This window comes from Kitasatospora sp. NPDC051702 (assembly GCF_040681575.1).
Lineage (GTDB): Bacteria > Actinomycetota > Actinomycetes > Streptomycetales > Streptomycetaceae > Kitasatospora.
Genome location: NZ_JBFAZB010000004.1, coordinates 24,968 through 42,232, shown reverse-complemented (window position 1 = coordinate 42,232; position 17,265 = coordinate 24,968). Strand labels below are relative to the sequence as shown.

The following is a 17,265-nucleotide window of genomic DNA, read 5'->3' as shown; positions in this document are numbered from 1 at the left end:
CCGGGCGGCCGGGGCCCGGGGGCCGGGGGCCGGGTCAGGCGATCTCCATCTGGGCCATCATGCCCATCGCGGAGTGGTCGAGCAGGTGGCAGTGGTAGGGGTAGCGGCCGCGGTAGGAGTCGAAGACGGCCTGCAGGCGCACGCTCTCGCCGGGCAGCAGGCGCACGGTGTCCTTGAGGCCGGCCTCCGCGGGTGAGGGGGCGGCGCCGTTGCGGGCCAGGACGCGGAACTGCACCAGGTGCAGGTGGAAGTTGTGCGGGACGTCCTTGTTGGCGTTGACGACCGTCCAGATCTCCGAGGTGCCGTGGGCCACCCGGGCGTCGACGCGGGCCGGGTCGTAGACCTTGCCGTCGATCAGGCCGCGGGGTTCGGCGCGCCCGTCCTCGTCGACCTGCAGCACCACGGTGCGTTCGCGGGCGGGCGCCGGCAGGGCGGGCAGGGTGCGCAGCACGGCCGGGACGGAGCTGGGGTCGTGGGCGGGGCGGGTGATGTCGAAGCGCAGGACCTGGCCGACGTGTTCGGTGGGGCCGGGCGGCAGGGTGTTGGTGAGGGCGATGCTGCTGCCCACCGGGTAGCGGGAGAAGTCGATGACGACGTCGGCGCGTTCGCCGGGCGACAGGTCGACGGTGTCGGTCAGGTGGGGGCGTTCGAGCAGGCCGCCGTCGGAGCCGATCTGGGTGATGGGGCCGCCGTCGGCCAGGCGCAGGGAGAAGAAGCGCAGGTTGGAGGAGTTGAGCAGGCGCAGGCGGTACTTGCGGGCGGCGACGTCGACCTTGGGCCAGGGGCGGCCGTTGGCGAGGATGGTGGTGCGGTTGAAGGGGTCGTCCATGCGGTAGACGAGGTTGCCGTCGGTGTCGAAGCGGGCGTCGCGCAGGGCGATGGGCAGGTCGTACTGGCCGGAGGGCAGCGGCAGGGCGCGTTCGGTCTCGTCGGTGAGCAGGTAGAAGCCGGCCAGGCCCCGGTAGACGTGTTCGGACTCCAGGTGGTGGGCGTGGTCGTGGAACCACAGGCTCGCGTGGGCCTGGTCGTTGGGGTAGGTGTAGGTGCGGGTGCGGCCGGTGGCGAGGAGGTTCATCGGGTCGCCGTCGCTGTCGGTGGGCACCCGGGCGCCGTGCAGGTGGACGGAGACGCCCTCGTCGAGGAGGTTGGTGTGGCGCACCACGACGGGGCGTCCGGAGCGGGCGCGGATGACGGGGCCGGGGAAGGAGCCGTTGTAGGTGAGGACGTCGGTGCGCAGGCCGGGCAGGATGCGGGCGGAGGCCCGCAGCATGGTCATGGTGTAGGTGTCGGTGCCGCCGGCGGTGGAGACCGGGGTGAGCAGCGGGGGCACGGGCATGGCGGTGGTGAACTTGGGGGCGAGGGCCGGTCCGGCGTCGGGGCCGGGGTCGTCCTGGGGGGTGGCGCCGTGGGTGTGGGCGTCGGCCTGGTCCTGGGTGCGGGCCGCGACGGTCTGGGCGGAGGCGGCCGGGCGCACGGTGGTGCGCATGAGCAGGACCCCTCCCCCGGTCGCCAGGGCGGCGCCGATCATCCTGCGTCTGGTCACCATGGTGTGTCCTCCTGCTCGCTGCCGGGGGGCGGCCGGGTGCCCGGGGCCCGTTCGCCTGTCCGCCCGCTGCCCGGGCGGGTGCGGTCCGGGCCGGTGGCGCCCCGGGGCCGTCTTCGCCGTCTTCCAGGGGGTGATTGCAGCAGCGGTTCCTAGCGCGCGGTTGGGGTCCGGCTGAGGCGTGGGGGGTGTGCGGCGGGCCGCGCAGGGGCTGGCCCTACCGGCCGGTACGGGGGGTGGGTGCGGGCGGGGGCGGGGCGGGTGCGGGTGAGCTGCGGGTGTTGCGGCCGGCTTGCGGGCGCAGGTCACCGTGGCTCGCGAAGCACTGGAGGATCCCTCGAAGGGAAGGGGCCGGAGCGTGGACCTGCGGTACTGGCTGCCGAGGGCGGCCGAGGTGGCCGAGCGGTGGGGCGAGCGGTTCGGGCCCTTCCGCCCGCACCCCTCGCACCAGGTGGAGGACGCGGACTTCGCCGTCGCGTTCGAGCGCTTCGCCAAGCGCCTGGAGCACAACTACCCGTTCTTCCATCCGCGCTACGCCGGGCAGATGGTCAAGCCGCCGCACCCGGCGGCGGTCGTGGGCTATCTGACGGCGATGCGGTTCAACCCCAACAACCACGCCTACGAGGGTGGGCCGGCCACCAACGACATGGAACGCGAGTGCGTGGAGCAGCTCGCCGCCATGTTCGGCCTGCCCCGGCACGTGGGCCACCTCACCAGCAGCGGCACCATCGCCAACCTGGAGGCGCTGTACGTGGCCCGCCAGAGCCATCCGGGGCTCGGGGTGGCCTACAGCGAGCAGGCCCACTACACGCACAGCCGGATGTGTCACGTGCTGGGGGTGGCGGGCCACGCGGTGGCGGCCGACGCGGCCGGGCGGATGGACGTGGACGCGTTGGAGGAGGTGCTGCGCACCGGGCGGGTGGGCACCGTGGTCGTCACCGCCGGGACCACCGGGGCGGGTGCGGTCGATCCGGTGCACGAGGTGCTGGCGCTGGCCCGCCGGTACGGGGTGCGGGTGCACGTGGACGCGGCCTACGGCGGGTTCTTCGCGCTGCTGGCCGCCGACGACGCGCTGGCGGCGGAGCTGGAGCTGGACCCGGCGCCGTGGCGGGCGGTGGCGGGCTGCGACTCGGTGACCGTCGACCCGCACAAGCACGGCCTGCAGCCCTACGGGTGCGGGGCGGTGCTGTTCGCGGACCCCGGGATCGGGCGCCACTTCGCCCACGACTCGCCGTACACCTACTTCACCGACGCCGAACTGCACCTGGGGGAGATCAGTCTGGAGTGCTCGCGCGCCGGTGCCTCGGCCGCGGCGCTGTGGCTGACCCTGCAGCTGCTGCCGCTGACGCCCGACGGGCTGGGCGCGGTGCTGGCCGGTGCGCGGCGCAGCGCGCTGGACTGGTCGCGCCTGGTCGGTGCGGACGGGAGGCTGACGGCGTACCAGGAGCCGCAGCTGGACATCGTCACCTACTTCCCCACCCCGGACGGGCCGTTGTCGATGTCGGGTGTGGACGCCGCCAGCGAGCGGGTGCTGCGCCGGGGCATGGCGGCGGAGGACGATCCGGTCTACCTGAGTCTGCTGCGGGTGGACGCCGCCGATTTCACGCGCCGCCACCGCGGTGCGCTCGCCGACGCCGCTACGGCGGGGGTGCTGCGCAGCGTGCTGATGAAGCCCGAGGCGCGGGAGTTCCTGCCGGCGCTGCACGCGCGGGTGGCGGCGCTGGCCGCCGGGGGCTGACCGGGGGCGGCGTCGCCGTACCCGCGTGGCGTGCCGCGCCGTTGCGTGCGGGCGCCGCCGTCCTGCCGCAACGGCGCCGTCGCCGTTGCACAAGCGCCGCCGCCGTTGCACAGCGCCACCGCACGGAGAACAGCTGCACCGCGCGGCACCGCCCGTGTCCGATCGCACCGCCGCGCCGCACCGGTGTACCCGCCGCGCGCCCTGCACGCGCGGCACGGCGTGCCCGCACCGCCGGGCCGCGCCTTGCCCCACCGCCCGCCCGTTGTCCGCTTGTCTGCCGAGGAGCGTGTCCGTTGACCACCGCCACCGTCCCGCCGGGCGCCCCCGCCGCCCGCCCGGCCGAGATCCCCAGTGCCCGGCCCGAGGGGCACCCCGTCGTGCGGGCCGCCCGGCCCGGCGAGGAGGCCGCCCTGTCCAGGGTGCTCGCCGCCGCGTTCCAGGACGACCCGCTCACCCGCTGGGCCTTCCCCGACGCCACCTACCGGGCCCGTGTCCTGCCCGCGTTCTTCCGCGTCTACGTCGACCAGTGCCTGGCCCACCGGGGGGTGCTGACCACCGAGGACCTGGACGCGGCGTTACTCTTCCTGCCCCCGGGGGTGTGGGAGCACCCCGACCACCACGGCCAGGACGCGGCCCGCGCGCTGGACGAGGCCGTGGACGCGGCGGCCCACCCGCAGAGCGTGCTGCGGCTGGCGGCGATCACCCGCCTGCAGGCGCGCCGTCACCCCCGCCACCGCCCGCACTACTACCTGGCGTTCATCGGCGTGCGCCCCGAGCGCCGTCACGACCTGACCGCCGCGGCCCTGCTGCGGACCCTGCTCGCCGAGGTCGACGCGGCCGGGCAGGCCGCCTACGCCGAGACCAGCTCCCCCGGCGGTGCGCACCTGTGCGCCCGCAACGGCTTCACCCGCTTCGGCGACGCCCTGGCCCTGCCCGCCGGCGGGCCGCAGCTGACCCCGGTGTGGCGGGGGCCCCGGTGAACGCGCCCGCCGCCGCCGAGGCCGGCCTGCGGGTCTTCGCCGCCGACGAGATCGACGCCGGGGCCGCCGACGCCCACCCCGAGGTCGCCGAGATCCTCGCCTGGAGCCGGCAGTTCCTCACCACCGCCCACCCCGACCTGGGGCGCAGCGGCCCGGTGTGCCCCTACACCCAGCCCTCGCTGCGCCGTGGTCTGTTCCACGTCGCGGTGGCCGCCGGTGGCGCGGCCGGTGACGGCGGCGGCACGGGGGCCGACCTGCCCGCGCTGGTGGGTGAACTGCGGTCCTGGTACGAGCAGTTGGTGGGTGCTCTGACGGAGGAGTCGGACCGGGAGCTGCTGACGGTGCTGCTGGTGCTGCCCCAGCTGGACCGGGCCGATTCCACGGTGCTGGACGAGTTGCAGCGCAAGGCCAAGGACGAGTTCGTCGAGCAGGGGCTGATGATCGGTCAGTTCCATCCGGTGTGCGAGGAGGGCGGTCTGTGGAACCGCTCGTTCCGGCCGTTGCGCGCTCCGGTGCCGTTGCTGGCGGTGCGCAAGCTCCTCGTCTTCGATCTGCCGTTCCTCGTCGACGACCAGGCGCATCTGGCGCACTACCTGGCCCGGTTCGCCCCCCAGGTGCCGGCGCGCATCCGTGACCAGCTGGTCACCGGGATGACGGAGCACCGGCGCAACGTGCGCCTGACCGCCTGAGCCCCTGACCGTTTGAATCCCTGACCGCTCGACCGCTTGAGCGCCGTCCCCCTCTTCGGGCGCGGCCCCCGGGCGCGCGCGGGGCGCCACCGCCCCTTCCCCGATCGGCCGGGCCGGCCGGCCCCGGGGCGGGGCCTCGCGTCCCGCGCGCGCCGCCGCACGCCTGCCCGCAGGGCTTGCGGCGTGCGGAAATTCGGTTGCCCCGCCCCCGCGGTGGGGTGATAGACAACCCGCGTGGACACCATTCTCGACTTCCCCGCCCTGCTGCGGCTGATCGGCGAACGCTCGGACGCCTTCCGCGCCGCCGTCGCCGCCGCCCCCGACCTCGACGCGCAGGTGCCGACCTGCCCCGAGTGGACGCTGTTCGACCTGGCGCAGCACATCGGCGAGGGGCGGCGGCGCTGGGCCGCCACCGTCGCCGCCGGGCCGGCCGACGCCCCGCCGCCGGCCTCGGTGTGGGAGGGTGGCGCCCCGCGCGGGCGCGAGGAGCTGTCGCAGTGGCTGGCGGAGTCCACCCGTCTGCTGCTGGACGCGCTGGGTCAGGCCGGTCCCGACCGGGGCTGCTGGACGTGGTGGGGCCCGCAGTCCCCGCCCACCAGCGGCGCGGTGGCCCGCCACCAGCTCCAGCAGCTGGCGGTGCACACCTACGACGCCCAGCTCGCCGCGGGCACGGGCGCCACCGCGCTGCCCGAGGAGGTGGCGCTGGACGGCGTCGAGGACTTCCTGTTCACCTGCTGTGCGACGACGGCGCCCTGGCCGCACGAGCCGTGCGTCGTGGACTACCACGCCAGTGAGGGCCGCTCGTGGCGCCTGGCGCTGTCCGCCGCCGGCGCGCACACCACCCGTCTGCCCGCGGGCGGCGCGCAGGCCGGTGCGGGTGCGGCCGCCTTCAGTGCCCTGGGCACGGCCGGCCAGCTGGTGCTGGCCCTGTACGGGCGGATCCCGGTGTCGGACCTGAAGGTCGAGGGCGATGTGCGGATCTTCGAGCAGCTGGCGGCCTGGGAGCCGGAGGTGTAGCCCCGACGGGCCGTGCCTTGACGGCACGTCACCCTTCGTTCGGCCCGGCACCGCCGTCGCCCCCCTTTCTTCGGCCTGGGGGGCGGCGGCGGTGTTCTTCGTTGCGGCGCCGATGCGGGTGGGTGCGGTGGCGGCCTTGTCGGGGGTGGTGGGCGATCTTCGCGACGTTCTGGTGTCACCGGCGTGACTCTGACACCATCTCAGCCGAGGTGAAGGGACCGTGTGCCAAGCGTTCACCTCGTCTGCATCAGCGTCGCCGTCGAGCGCCGAGAAGATTCCGAGGCCTGTTGTGAAGACCCTACGTACCCGCATACCCCACGTGGTGACGGTCGTGCTCATGCTGCTGGGCATGGTGAGCGCGACGGCCGCGACCGCGCAGGCGGCCCCGCAGCGCACCGCCGCTTCGATCGTCTGCTCCAACTCCCCCATCCCGCCGGGGTGGGTGATCACCAGCTCCTACAGCAGCTCCGGTTGTCCGGGCACCGGCGTCGCGTACACGATCGCGGACGTGAGCGGGCTGAACGGTGCGACGGTCTGCTCGATGTCGCCGATCCCCGCCGGGTGGGTGATCACCAGCTCCTACAGCAGCGCGGGCTGCGCGGGCACCGGCGTCGCGTACTCGATCGCCAACACAGCCACCCTGAACGGTGCGACGGTCTGCTCGATGTCCCCGATCCCCACCGGGTGGGTGATCACCAGCTCCTACAGCAGCGCGGGCTGCGCCGGCACCGGCGTCGCGTACTCCATCTCCAACACGGCCGGGCGCGCCGGCGCCACCGTCTGCTCGATGTCGCCGATCCCGACCGGATGGGTCGTCACCAGCTCCTACAGCAGCGCGGGCTGCGCGGGCACCGGCGTCGCCTACTCGATCTCCAACACGGCCGGGCGTACCGGCGCCACCGTCTGCTCGATGTCGCCGATCCCCGCCGGGTGGGTCGTCACCACGTCCTACAGCAGCGCGGGCTGCGCCGGCACCGGCGTGGCGTACACGATCGCCGACACGGCCGGGCGCACGGGTGCGACGGTGTGTTCGTTCTCGCCGATCCCGTCGGGGTGGGTGGTCAGCGGTTCGTACAGCACCAGCAGCTGCTACGGCTCCGGTTGGGCGTACAACATCCGCAAGGCCTGATCCGGTGTGAGGGCCCCGTCGCTTCCCGGCCGCGCGCCGGGGGCGGCGGGGCCCTCGCGCGTGCCGGGCCTTCGCGTGTGCCGGGGGTGCGGACGGTGCCGGGGGCGGGGGCGGGTCAGACGGTGGCCAGGGCCGGGGCCGCGGTGGCGGGGGTGTGGGGGGCGCGGGTGAGGCAGTCGTCGGTGAAGGCGAGGGCGCGCAGGTGGTAGGGGCGGGCGGCGTGGCCGAGGGAGAGGTTGTGGCCGGCGCGGTGGGCGGTGACGAGGTGGGCCAGGCCGTCGGGGAAGGCGGTGGTGAGGGCGGTGCGGGCGGCGGGGTCCAGGCGCCACCAGTGCTCGTGGTCGGCCAGGGTCAGGCGCACGGGCACGCGCACGCGGGCGGCGAGGGCGCGGTAGCGGGCGGGCCAGGTGGCCAGTTCGCGGGATTCGAGGGCGGGGACGGGGGTGAGCAGGGTGCGGGCGGCGTGGAAGGTGCCGGGCGGGTAGAGGTGGAGGGGGCCCCAGTTGAGGCGGCCGCCGCCGGCGAGGTCGTCGGGGCGGTCCCAGGCGCCGGGGGCGTAGTGCTGGGCGAGGCCGGAGATGTCGGCGCCGAGCAGGGGCAGGTGCGGGTCGTGGGGCCAGTGGGCGGCCAGCTGCAGGGCGATCTTGCCGCCGAAGGAGTGGGCGAGGAGTTGGACGCCGGCGCCGGTGTCGTGGGCGCGGGCGTAGTCGGTGAGGGCGGCGTGCAGGGTGGCGGCCTGGTCGGCGATGAGCTGGCCGTGGGGCAGGCGGTGGGCGGAGGCGCCGTGGCCGGGGCGGTCGGGGGCCAGGACGGTGTAGCCGAGGTCGGCGGCGAGGGTGAGCAGGTCGGTGTCGGGGTGGGCGGGGCCGGCGAAGTAGGCGCCGCGCATGCCGCGGCCGTGGATGGCGAGGACGACGGCCTTGGGCGCCCGGTCGCGGGGTTCGGCGACCAGGACGGACAGCGGGATGCCGTCGGCGTCCAGGACCAGGGAGCGGGTGGCGGTGTTCATGCGGCGGCTCCGGCGCGGGCGGTGTCGAGGCCGGCCAGCCAGCCGGTGAGGTCGCCGGTGCGCATCAGGGTGGTGCCCACGAGCAGGCCGGCGTAGCCGGCGTCCAGGAGGCGGGCGGCGTCGGCGGGGTCGGTGATGGCGGAGGCGGAGACGGGGGCGCGCACGGCGGCGGCGCGCAGGGCGGGCAGCAGGCGCAGGCTGCGGGTGAGGTCGCCCGGGTCGCGTTCGCGGGTGCGGATGTCCTTGTTGTTGACGGCGATGACACAGTCGGCGGGGTCGTCCAGGAGGTCGAGTTCGCGGGCGTCGGTGATCTCCACGAAGGGGGTCAGGCCGAGGGTGAGGGCGGCGGCGACCAGGCGGCGCAGGGAGACGGCGGGCAGCAGGGCGGCGGTGAGCAGGACGGCGCTGGCGCCGAGGGCGGCGGAGGCCTCGAGCTGGGCGGGGCGGGTGAGGAAGTCCTTCTGCAGGACGGGCAGGCGGGTGGCGGCGGTGACCTCGCGCAGCAGGCGGGGGGTGCCGCCGAACCAGCGGCCGGTGACGACGGACAGGCAGGGCGCGCCGGCCTGTTCGTAGCGGGTGACGAGGTCGGTGACGGTGCGCGGGCCGAGCAGGTCGGTGCCGTGCGGGTCGCGAAGTTTGACCTCCATGATCAGGGGGCGCTGCGCGGCGAGGAGGGCGTCGGTGAAGCGCTGGGGGTGGGCGCTGCTCATGCGTAGGCCTCCGTCGGGTGGGGCGTGCGCCGGGTGTGCTGCCAGGCGTGGGTGAGGGCGGTGACGGCTTCGCGGGTGAAGCGGCCGGCGTGGTCGCGGGCGGCGGTGTCGATGTCGGCGCCGGCGTACAGGGGGTGGTCGGTGACGGTGCGGTAGGTGTCGCGGTTGGCGGCGTTGAGGCCGCCGGCGAGGAGGAAGGGGATGCCCAGGCGGGGCAGCAGGGTGTGGACGTCGGTGGGGGCCAGGGGGTGGCCGGTGGATCCGACGCGCCCGTCGGCGGTGACGGTGTCGAGGAGGAACAGGTCGGTGCCGGCGCGTTCGAAGGCTCCGATGAAGGGGCGTTCGAGGCAGCGGCCGCGGGAGAGGTGGAGGACCTTGACGAGGACGGCGTAGGGCAGGCGCTCGCGCAGCTCGGCGACCAGGGACGGCGGCTGGTAGGCGTGCAGCTGGATCCAGCGGATGCCGGTGGCGCGGGCCAGGGCGGCCAGGCGGTGGGCGTCGTCGAGGAAGGTGACCAGGACGGGTTCCAGGCCCAGGCGGATGGCGGTGGCGGCGAGGTCGGCGAGGCGTTGTTCGGTGAGGTCGGCGGGGCCGTCGGGGACGCCGTGCCACAGGCCGACCAGGGTGGGGCCGGATTCGGCGAGCAGGGCGAGGTCGGCGCGGGTGCGGGCCCCGCACACCTTGAGGTGGCGGGGCCGGGCGGGGGCCGGGCGCGGCGGGGCGGGGGCGCTCATTTGCCCAGTCCGAGCATGGCGGCGATGCGGTTGTACTGGATCTCGTTGCTGCCGGAGTAGATGGTGCCGGCGACGGCGTTGCGCACGTCCTTCTCCAGTCCGTACTCGGACATGTAGCCGTTGCCGCCGAAGACCTGGACGGCGGCCAGGGAGGTGGCGAGGTTGGACTCGCTGGTGAGGAGTTTGGCGATGGCCATGTCGACGGTGACGTTCTCGCCGGCCTCCAGGCGCTGGGCGGTGTCGTAGAGCCACTTGCGGGCGGTCTCGAGGCGGATCTTGGTGTCGACGATCTTGTTGGCGACGGACTGGTAGGAGCCGATGGGCTTGCCGAAGGACATCCGGGTCTTGGCGTAGTCCAGGCAGCGGGCCAGGCGGTGCTGCATCTCGCCGGTGTTGACGATGAAGGAGTAGAGGATCTCGCGTTTCATCACGTGGTCCAGGACGAGGAAGCCGCCGCCGACGCGGCCCAGCACGCGGTCCTTGGGCACCCGCACGTCGTCGAGGTAGAGCTCGGACAGCGGGGAGGTGCGCAGGCCCATCTTCTTGATGGGGTTGCCGGTGGTGATGCCGGGGGTGTCGCGGTCCAGGAGGAACGCGGTGACGCCCAGGGCGCCGCCCTGGGGGTGGGTGCGGGCGTAGACGACGATGACGTCGGCGACGGGGCCGTTGGAGACGAAGGTCTTGGCGCCGTTGAGGACGAAGTGGTCGCCGTCGCGCACGGCGCGGGTGCGCATCTGCATGGCGTCCGAGCCGCCGTCGGACTCGGTGATGGCGTGGGCGCCGATCGCCTCGCCGGAGGCGATGCGCGGCAGGTAGGCCTCCTTGAGGGCGGGTGAGCCGAAGGCCTGCAGGGGTACGCCGGTGGAGGCCATGGAGGTGGTGACGGAGAAGTTGAGGCCTCCGTCGCGGCAGGTGTGGCCCAGTCCCTCGAGGACGTACATGGTGGTGAGCAGGGACTGGCCCAGGCCTCCGTAGCGCTCGTCGAAGGGCAGGGAGAGGATGCCGGTCTTCTGGATGAGGCGCCACTTGTCGTGGGAGAAGGCGGCCTGTTCGTCGCCTTCGATGTGGCCGGCGCTCAGGTCGTCGCCGAAGCGGGCCAGGCCCTCGCGCAGGGCGTTCTGGTCGGCGTCCCAGCGGATCATGACGTTGCCGCCTTCCTCCCGGGCCCGCCGTGGGGGCCCGGGGTGGCAGGGCCGGCGCGCGGGGCGGCGCGCCGGTGGGTGGCTCGGGGCGGGGGGCCCGCCCCGGGGCGGGTCGCAGGCGCCCCGCGGCGTGCCCGGCACGCCTGGGGGCGTGTGCGTGGACCTTTCGCCTCAGTAGGCGGAGGAGGAGTGGGCGTCGAGCTGGTGGACCTCGTCGCCGCGCAGGGCCGGGGAGAACACGCACACCAGGCGCAGGTCCTCGTGGGGGCTGGCGATGAGGTAGTGGGCGTCGTGCTGGTCGAGGGCGTACAGCCGCCCGGGGGTGATGGGGTGGGAGTTGCCGTCCATGTCGACGACCTCGCCGGAGCCGGCGATGCAGTAGCACGCCTCGAGGTGGTTGCGGTACTCCAGGCGGGACTTGGTGCCGGCGTTGACGACGGTGTCGGTGAGGCTGTAGCCGAGGCCGTCGCCGGCGAGCAGGAAGCGGCGGGAGACGCCGTTGCCCCACTCGACGGTCTTCACGTCGGCGATGTCGCGGATCAGCATGCCGGTTGTTCCTCTCGGGTGGTGGTGCTGGCGGGGGTGAGGGTGATGGTGGTGCGTCCGCCGGGTGCGTCCGGGTGTGGGGGACGGGTGGGGCGGAGGTCGGTGAGGAAGGCCCGCAACTCCTCGACGGCGTCGAGGCCTTCGGTGTGGGCGTGTTCGATGCGGGCGACGGCCGCGGAGCCGACGATGGCGGCGTCGGCGCCGGCGGCGGCGACCGCGTCCAGGTCGGCGGCGCTCTTGACGCCGAAGCCGACGGCGACGGGGACGGCGGGGGCCGCCGTGCGCAGCGCGGTGACGGTGTCGGCCAGGGCGCGGTGGCCGTGGGCGGGGGTGGTGCCGGAGCGGCCGTAGTGGGCGACGAGGTAGACGTAGGCGCCGGCTGCGCCGCGGGCGGCGGCGGTGAGGACCTCGGGGGTGGAGGCGGGGTAGCAGGTGGTGACCTCGGGCAGGCCCTCGTCGTGCAGGGCCTGCTGCCAGGCGGGGCGCACCCGTGGGGGCAGCGCGTGGACGAGCAGGGCCGCGGCTCCGGCGCGGGTGACGGCGCGGGCGGTGGCGGCGGGGTCGCGGTGGCGCAGGCTGTGGCTCCAGTCGGCGAGCAGGGCGACCTTGAGGCGGGTCAGCCGCGGTGTGAGGTCGGCGAGTTCGGCCAGGACGGTGTCCAGGGTGGTGCCGGCTGCCAGGGCGCGGGCGGCGGAGCGGCGGATGACCGGGCCGTCGGTGGGCGAGTGGGGGAAGGGCACGGCGAGTTCGAGGACGTCCACGCCGTGGGCGTCGAGCATGTGCGCGAGGTCGGCCAGGCGCCCGGCGGGGTCGCCGGCGTTGAGGAAGAGCGCCAGGCCCAGCCGTCCGTCGGGGAAGAGGGGCTCAGACACCGGCCGCCTCCCGGGGGCGGGCGCGCAGGCGTTCGGCGAGCGCGCGCGGGGCGCCGTCGGCGAGCGCGTCCAGCGCGGCGGCGTGGGCGGTGTGCCAGCGGGTGTGGCGGCCGGAGGCGAGGGCGAGGGCGGCGGCGTTGAGCGCGATGGTGTGGGTGGCGGTGTCGCCGCCCTGCCCGGCGAGGGCGCGCAGGAAGTGGCCGGTGAGGTCGTCGGGGTGCGGCGCGAGGTCGGCGAGGGTGCCGCGGTCCGGGGCGACGGACCCGGCCGGCAGGTGGATCGCGCCGCCGGGGGTGTGCAGGGTGTTGTCGGCGAACGGCAGGAGCTCGTCGGCGCCGGCGCTGTTGGTGGCCAGCCACACGGTGCGGGTGGCGGTGCGGGCGGCGAGGTCGCGCAGGGCGTCCAGGCGGGCGGCGGCGCAGACGCCGGTGAGCTGGGCGGTGACGGGCACGCTCGCCAGGAGGGGCCCGAGGGTGTTGAGGAACGCGCCGAAGGGTTTGAGGGTGAGCGGGTACAGGATGCGGGCCAGGCGGGTGAGGGCCGGCGGGTAGACGTGCGGGCCGGCGAAGGCGATCCCGTGGCGGGCGAGGTCCTCGCCGGTGGCGGCGTGGGAGGAGGTGAGGGTGATGCCCAGGCGTTCGAGGAGGTCGATGGAGCCGGCGGCGCTGGTGTAGGCGCGCGAGCCGGTCTTGACGACGGGGATGCCCATGCTGGCGGCGGTCAGCGCGGCGGCGGTGGAGAGGTTGAAGGTGGCGGGGCCGCCGCCGGTGCCGACGATGTTGACGCTGCCGGGGTGGGCGGGGCCCGGGTCGGGGGCGCGTTCGGTGAGGGAGGTGGTGAGGGCGGCGAGGGTCGCGGGCTCGGGCAGGCCGGTGGTGAGGCTGGCCAGCAGGGCCGCCGCCTGGGCCCGGTCGCTGTCGCGGGCCGGGCCCAAGGTGCGCTGCTCCAGCTGGTCCCACCACGAGCGCCAGGCCTCCAGGGGCACCGGGCGGCCGGCGAGGAGTGCGGTGAGGGCCGGGTGCATGGGATCAGCCGCCCACCGTGGCGGTGGCCGCGGCGCGGCGGGCGGTGATGAAGGCGTCGATGGCGGCGACGGAACGGAAGTTGTTCGGGTCCAGGTCGGTGTCGTCGACGGGCAGGGCGAAGTGGTCCTCGACCCAGGCGATGAGCTTGAGGACGCCCAGGCTGTCGATGACGCCGTCGGAGAGCAGGTCGTGGTCGTCGGCGAGCTGCTCGGGGGTGACGTCGGGCAGGAACTCCTCGATGAGGAACCGCTTGATCTGGGCGATGTTGCTCATGGTGGCAACTCCCTTGCAAGAGTGAGGAATCGAAGAAGGAATCGGATGCGGATGGGGCCGGTTCAGGCGGGGCCGGTTCAGGCCCGAGGGGGTTCAGGCGGGGGTCAGGCCGGGGGGTTCAGGCGGGGCCGGTTCAGGCGGGGCCGGTTCAGGTGGGGGGCAGGACGGCCTTGCGGTCGACCTTGCCGGTGGGGGTCTTGGGCAGCGGGGCGTCGTGGATGGCCAGGCGCTCGGGCACGGCGGCGCGCGGCAGGTTGCGGGCCAGGTGCTCGCGCAGGACGAGGCTGTTGAGGGTGCTGCCGGGGGCGCGCTGGACGGCGGCGTGCAGGCGTTTGCCGGTCATCGGGTCGTCGGCGGCGGCGACGGCGGCCTCGCGCACCTCGGGGTGGGCGAGCAGGACGCGTTCGACCTCGGCGGTGTTGACGGCGACGCCGCGGACCTTGACCTGGAAGTCGGCGCGTCCGCGCAGGTGCAGGCGGCCCTGGTCGTCGCGGACGGCGAGGTCGCCGGTGCGGAACCAGCGCCGGCCCTGCCCCGCGCCGGCGGGCTGGGTGGTGAAGCGGCCCGCGTCACGGGAGCGGTCCAGGTAGCCGGCGGCCTGGAAGGGGGTGGAGACGTACAGTTCGCCGCTGCCGGGCCCGGTGACCGGGGTGCCGTCGGGGGCGGCGAGCAGGGTGCGCACGCCGGGCAGCGGGGTGCCGATGGGCACGGGCAGCGCGGCGGTGGCGTCCAGGCGGTCCAGGCGGTGCAGGAAGCTGTCGTTGGTCTCGGTGCAGCCGTAGATGTTGTACAGCGCGGCGCGGGGCAGCAGTGCGGGCAGCGCGGCCAGGGTGCGCGGGTCGATGGCGTCGCCGGTGAACGCGGCGTGTTCGACGCTCTCCAGCGCCCGGTTGTCGCGGGCGGCGGCCTGGACCAGCAGGGCGTAGGCCAGCGGGACGGCCTGCAGGACGTGGGGGCGGTGGCGGGTGAGCTGGTCCAGGAGGTGGCGGCCGTTGAGGGCGTGGGCGGGGTCGACGAGCAGCACGGTGCCGCCGGCGGCCAGGGTGGCCCACACGTCGAGCAGGCACAGGTCGAAGTTGAGGGGGGCGTAGTTGGCGACGGTGCGCCCGGGGCCCAGGTCGAAGGTGTCGTGGGCCCAGGTGGTGAAGCGGTCGACGGCGCTCTGCGCGAGCGGGACGATCTTGGGCAGGTCGGTGGAGCCGGAGGTGGTGAGGAGGAAGGAGGTGCCGGCGGCCAGGGTGGGGCGGGTGGCGGGGTGCGGGGGCTGCGGCAGGCGGGGGGTGTCCTGGCCGTGGGGGGCGAGGACGTGGCGGGCACCGGCCTGGGCGAACAGCGCGGCCAGCAGGGCCGGCGGCAGCTGGGGGGAGGGCAGCAGGAAGGGGCGGCGTTCGGTGAGGCAGGCCAGGACGAGGGCGATCGCCTCGGGGGACTTGGTCGCCACCAGGCCCACCGGCTCGCCCGGGGCGAGGTCGAGGGTGTGCAGGCGGGTGCGTTCGGCGTCGGCGGCGTCGGCCAGTTCGCGGTAGGTGACGGCCCGCTCGTGCCACAGGAGGGCGGCGGCGTGGGGCTGGTGGCGGGCGTGCGCGGCGAACGCGTCGGCCAGGGTGAGCGGCGGCGCGCCGTGCCCGGCGGTGCCCGCGGCGGCGGAGTCCGCGGTGGCGGGGGTGGCGGGGGTGGCCGGGGTGGCGGCGGTGGGGGCGGCGGTGGCCGGGGTGGCGGCGGTGTCCGCGGGGGCGGGGGTGGGGGTGGTGGTCACGGTGTTCACTCCCCCGCCAGGGTGGCCCAGCCGGCCTTGACGGCGGTGCCGGTGTCGGTGGCGACGCTGAAGCGCACGACGGTGGCCCGGTCGTAGGGCTGCAGGGTCAGGCGCAGGGCGGCGCCGGGGGCGAGCGGGGCGGCGAAGCGGGCGCCCAGGGCGGTGATGCGGGCCGGGTCGCCGCCGGCGTGGCGGTCGGTGATCTCCTCGGCGGCCAGGGCGACCAGGTGCATGCCGTGGGCGATGACGCCGGGGAAGCCGGCGGCGCGGGCCGCGGTGTCGTCGAGGTGGATGGGGTTGAGGTCGCCGGAGGCGTGGGCGTAGGCGGCGACGTCGGCGCGGGTGAGGGTGTGGGTGAGGGTGAGGGGTTCGGTGTCGGCGGTGGTGCCGGGGTGGGCGGCCGGGGCCGGGGCGCCGAACGGTTCGAGGGTGGTGACGCCCACCAGCAGGGCGGCGGTGGACAGTTCGGCCAGCAGGGTGCCCCGGGTGTCGTCGCTGATGCGGGTGGCCAGGGCCAGGCGGGTGCCGCGGGCCTCGCGGCGCACCGCGGTGAGGGCGACCTCCACCAGCACCGTGGTGGCGGGGCTGAGGCGGTGGTGGGTGCGGATCTCCTGGCCGAGGTGGACCACGCCGGTGAAGCCGGCGTCGCCCGCGGTCAGGTCGGCGACGCTCTGCTGGGCGAGGGTGTGGGCCAGCACGAAGGGCTGCGCGGGCGAGGGCGCGGCGGTGGTGGCGGCCGGCAGGCGGGTGCGGGCGGCGGCGCGGTAGGCGGCCAGGTCCTCGGCGCCGAGGGTGTGGCGGGCGCGCCGGGCGGGCGGGGCGGTCGTGGTCATAGCGGGGTCACCACCAGGGTCGAGTTGTGGCCGCCGAAACCGAAGGAGTTGGACAGGGCCGCGCCGGCGCGGATCGGGCGGGCGGCGCCGTGGACGACGTCGAGGTCCAGGCCCTCTTCGGTCTTCTCGTGGTTGGCGGTGGGAGGGACGAGGCGGCTGTTCATCGCCTGGACGGCGGCGATCAGCTCGACGGCGCCGGCGGCGCCGATCAGGTGGCCGATGACGCCCTTGGTGGAGGTCACCGGCACGCCGTGCGGGCCGAACACGGTGCGCAGCGCGGCGGCTTCGGCGCGGTCGTTGTGGACGGTGGAGGTGCCGTGGGCGTTGACGTGGGCGATGTCGGCGGGGGTGAGGCCGGCGTCGGCGAGGGCGGCGCGCATCGCGGTGACGGCGCCGGCGCCGTCGGGGCGGGGGTTGGCCAGGTGGTAGGCGTCGGAGCTGGAGCCGTGGCCGGCGAGCAGGGCGTAGGGGGTGCGGTGGCGGGCGCGGGCGTCGTCGAGGCGTTCCAGGACGAGGAAGCCGGCGCCTTCGCCCATGACGAAGCCGTCGCGGTGGGTGTCGAAGGGGCGGCTGGCGTGGGCGGGGTCGTGGTTGCGCTGGGAGTGGGCGCCGAGGTTGCCGAACGCGGCGAGGGTGACGGGGGTGAGGGTGGCCTCGCAGCCGCCGGCGATGACGACGTCGGCGCGGTGGGTCTGCAGGAGGAGGGCGGCGTGGCCGATGGCGTCGGCGCTGGAGGCGCAGGTGGTGGCGATGGTCAGGGCGGGGCCGCTCCAGTTCAGGCGCATGGCGATCTGGGCGGCGGCGGCGTTGGGCATGGTGACCAGCGGCATCAGGGGGGAGACGCGCAGGGGGCCGTGGGTGGTGTAGAGGGCGGATTCGCGGTCGCTGGTGGTGCGTCCGCCGACGGCGTTGCCGACGACGATGGCGGCGCGGCCGGGTTCGGGGTGGGGGCTTCCGGCGTCGCGGTGGGCGGCGAGGGCGGCGAGGGTGCCGTAGTGGGCGAAGGGGTCGAGGCGGCGGGCGTCCTTGGCGGGCAGGCAGTCGTCGTGGGGCAGGTCGTTGACGCGGCAGCCCAGGCGGACCTTGTGGCGGGCGAGGTCGGGGTCGTGCAGGGCGGTGGCGGTGGAGTGCCCGGAGGTGACGGTGTGCCAGAACTCGGGGACGGTGTGGCCGGCGGGGCTGAGCACGCCGAGGCCGGTGACGGCGATCGGTGGGCGGGGGTGCGGGGCCATGGCTTCCTCTCCTGTCCGGGCCGGGGGGTGACCGGGT

Annotated in this window: 17 protein-coding genes; 5 read left to right on the top strand and 12 right to left on the bottom strand. The window is 75.3% G+C overall.

Annotated features, from left to right (window positions below):
• Positions 1 to 34 precede the first annotated feature (34 nt).
• Positions 35 to 1,546 carry a multicopper oxidase family protein gene (locus AB0N04_RS05050; protein ID WP_360206789.1) on the bottom strand — a complete coding sequence of 504 codons (1,512 nt, stop codon included), beginning with the start codon at positions 1,544 to 1,546 and terminating at the stop codon, positions 35 to 37.
• 355 nt (positions 1,547 to 1,901) lie between these two features.
• On the opposite strand from AB0N04_RS05050, the gene AB0N04_RS05045 reads away from it, so the two are divergent.
• The 5 genes from AB0N04_RS05045 (at position 1,902) to AB0N04_RS05025 (ending at position 7,096) form a co-directional block, all read left to right on the top strand.
• Positions 1,902 to 3,281: an aminotransferase class V-fold PLP-dependent enzyme gene (locus AB0N04_RS05045; RefSeq protein WP_360206786.1), complete on the top strand. Its 1,380-nt coding sequence runs from the start codon at positions 1,902 to 1,904 to the stop codon at positions 3,279 to 3,281.
• A gap of 293 nt (positions 3,282 to 3,574) precedes the next feature.
• The gene (locus AB0N04_RS05040; protein WP_360206783.1) at positions 3,575 to 4,261 is read left to right on the top strand and encodes a hypothetical protein; all 687 of its coding nucleotides are present in this window, start codon (positions 3,575 to 3,577) and stop codon (positions 4,259 to 4,261) included.
• The gene (locus tag AB0N04_RS05035; protein ID WP_360206780.1) at positions 4,258 to 4,950 is read left to right on the top strand and encodes a DUF6875 domain-containing protein; all 693 of its coding nucleotides are present in this window, start codon (positions 4,258 to 4,260) and stop codon (positions 4,948 to 4,950) included. The genes AB0N04_RS05040 and AB0N04_RS05035 overlap by 4 nt, the downstream gene beginning before the upstream one ends.
• A gap of 234 nt (positions 4,951 to 5,184) precedes the next feature.
• Complete coding sequence (locus AB0N04_RS05030) at positions 5,185 to 5,967, top strand: maleylpyruvate isomerase N-terminal domain-containing protein (RefSeq protein ID WP_360206777.1); 783 nt, start codon at positions 5,185 to 5,187, stop codon at positions 5,965 to 5,967.
• Between the two features lie 322 nt (positions 5,968 to 6,289).
• Complete coding sequence (locus AB0N04_RS05025) at positions 6,290 to 7,096, top strand: hypothetical protein (protein WP_360206775.1); 807 nt, start codon at positions 6,290 to 6,292, stop codon at positions 7,094 to 7,096.
• Positions 7,097 to 7,211: 115 nt separating this feature from the next.
• Here the strand turns inward: AB0N04_RS05025 and AB0N04_RS05020 are convergent, their stop codons facing one another.
• From AB0N04_RS05020 to AB0N04_RS04970, 11 genes are all read right to left on the bottom strand, one after another.
• The gene (locus tag AB0N04_RS05020; RefSeq protein ID WP_360206773.1) at positions 7,212 to 8,105 is read right to left on the bottom strand and encodes an alpha/beta fold hydrolase; all 894 of its coding nucleotides are present in this window, start codon (positions 8,103 to 8,105) and stop codon (positions 7,212 to 7,214) included.
• Positions 8,102 to 8,815, bottom strand: a complete 714-nt coding sequence (locus tag AB0N04_RS05015) for an indole-3-glycerol-phosphate synthase (protein WP_360206770.1) — start codon at positions 8,813 to 8,815, stop codon at positions 8,102 to 8,104. Before AB0N04_RS05015 ends, AB0N04_RS05020 begins: the two co-directional genes overlap by 4 nt.
• Positions 8,812 to 9,549, bottom strand: coding sequence for an N-(5'-phosphoribosyl)anthranilate isomerase (locus tag AB0N04_RS05010; protein ID WP_360206768.1), 738 nt, complete (start codon positions 9,547 to 9,549; stop codon positions 8,812 to 8,814). Before AB0N04_RS05010 ends, AB0N04_RS05015 begins: the two co-directional genes overlap by 4 nt.
• Complete coding sequence (locus tag AB0N04_RS05005; protein ID WP_360206766.1) at positions 9,546 to 10,691, bottom strand: acyl-CoA dehydrogenase family protein; 1,146 nt, start codon at positions 10,689 to 10,691, stop codon at positions 9,546 to 9,548. Before AB0N04_RS05005 ends, AB0N04_RS05010 begins: the two co-directional genes overlap by 4 nt.
• Positions 10,692 to 10,862: 171 nt before the next feature.
• Complete coding sequence (locus AB0N04_RS05000; RefSeq protein ID WP_360206763.1) at positions 10,863 to 11,237, bottom strand: ectoine synthase; 375 nt, start codon at positions 11,235 to 11,237, stop codon at positions 10,863 to 10,865.
• Positions 11,231 to 12,109, bottom strand: coding sequence for a tryptophan synthase subunit alpha (gene trpA, locus AB0N04_RS04995; protein WP_360206760.1), 879 nt, complete (start codon positions 12,107 to 12,109; stop codon positions 11,231 to 11,233). Before trpA ends, AB0N04_RS05000 begins: the two co-directional genes overlap by 7 nt.
• On the bottom strand, positions 12,102 to 13,133 hold the full coding sequence (locus tag AB0N04_RS04990) for a hypothetical protein (RefSeq protein WP_360206757.1): 1,032 nt from the start codon (positions 13,131 to 13,133) through the stop codon (positions 12,102 to 12,104). The genes trpA and AB0N04_RS04990 overlap by 8 nt, the downstream gene beginning before the upstream one ends.
• Positions 13,134 to 13,137: 4 nt before the next feature.
• Entirely contained in the window at positions 13,138 to 13,407 is a 270-nt protein-coding gene (locus AB0N04_RS04985) for a phosphopantetheine-binding protein (RefSeq protein ID WP_360206754.1), read from the bottom strand.
• A gap of 148 nt (positions 13,408 to 13,555) precedes the next feature.
• Complete coding sequence (locus AB0N04_RS04980) at positions 13,556 to 15,163, bottom strand: AMP-binding protein (RefSeq protein ID WP_360206751.1); 1,608 nt, start codon at positions 15,161 to 15,163, stop codon at positions 13,556 to 13,558.
• 5 nt (positions 15,164 to 15,168) lie between these two features.
• A complete protein-coding gene (locus AB0N04_RS04975) occupies positions 15,169 to 15,996 on the bottom strand; it encodes a MaoC/PaaZ C-terminal domain-containing protein (RefSeq protein WP_360206748.1) in 828 nt (275 codons plus the stop codon).
• Entirely contained in the window at positions 15,993 to 17,228 is a 1,236-nt protein-coding gene (locus tag AB0N04_RS04970; RefSeq protein WP_360206745.1) for a beta-ketoacyl-[acyl-carrier-protein] synthase family protein, read from the bottom strand. Before AB0N04_RS04970 ends, AB0N04_RS04975 begins: the two co-directional genes overlap by 4 nt.
• Between the last annotated feature and the right edge of the window lie 37 nt (positions 17,229 to 17,265).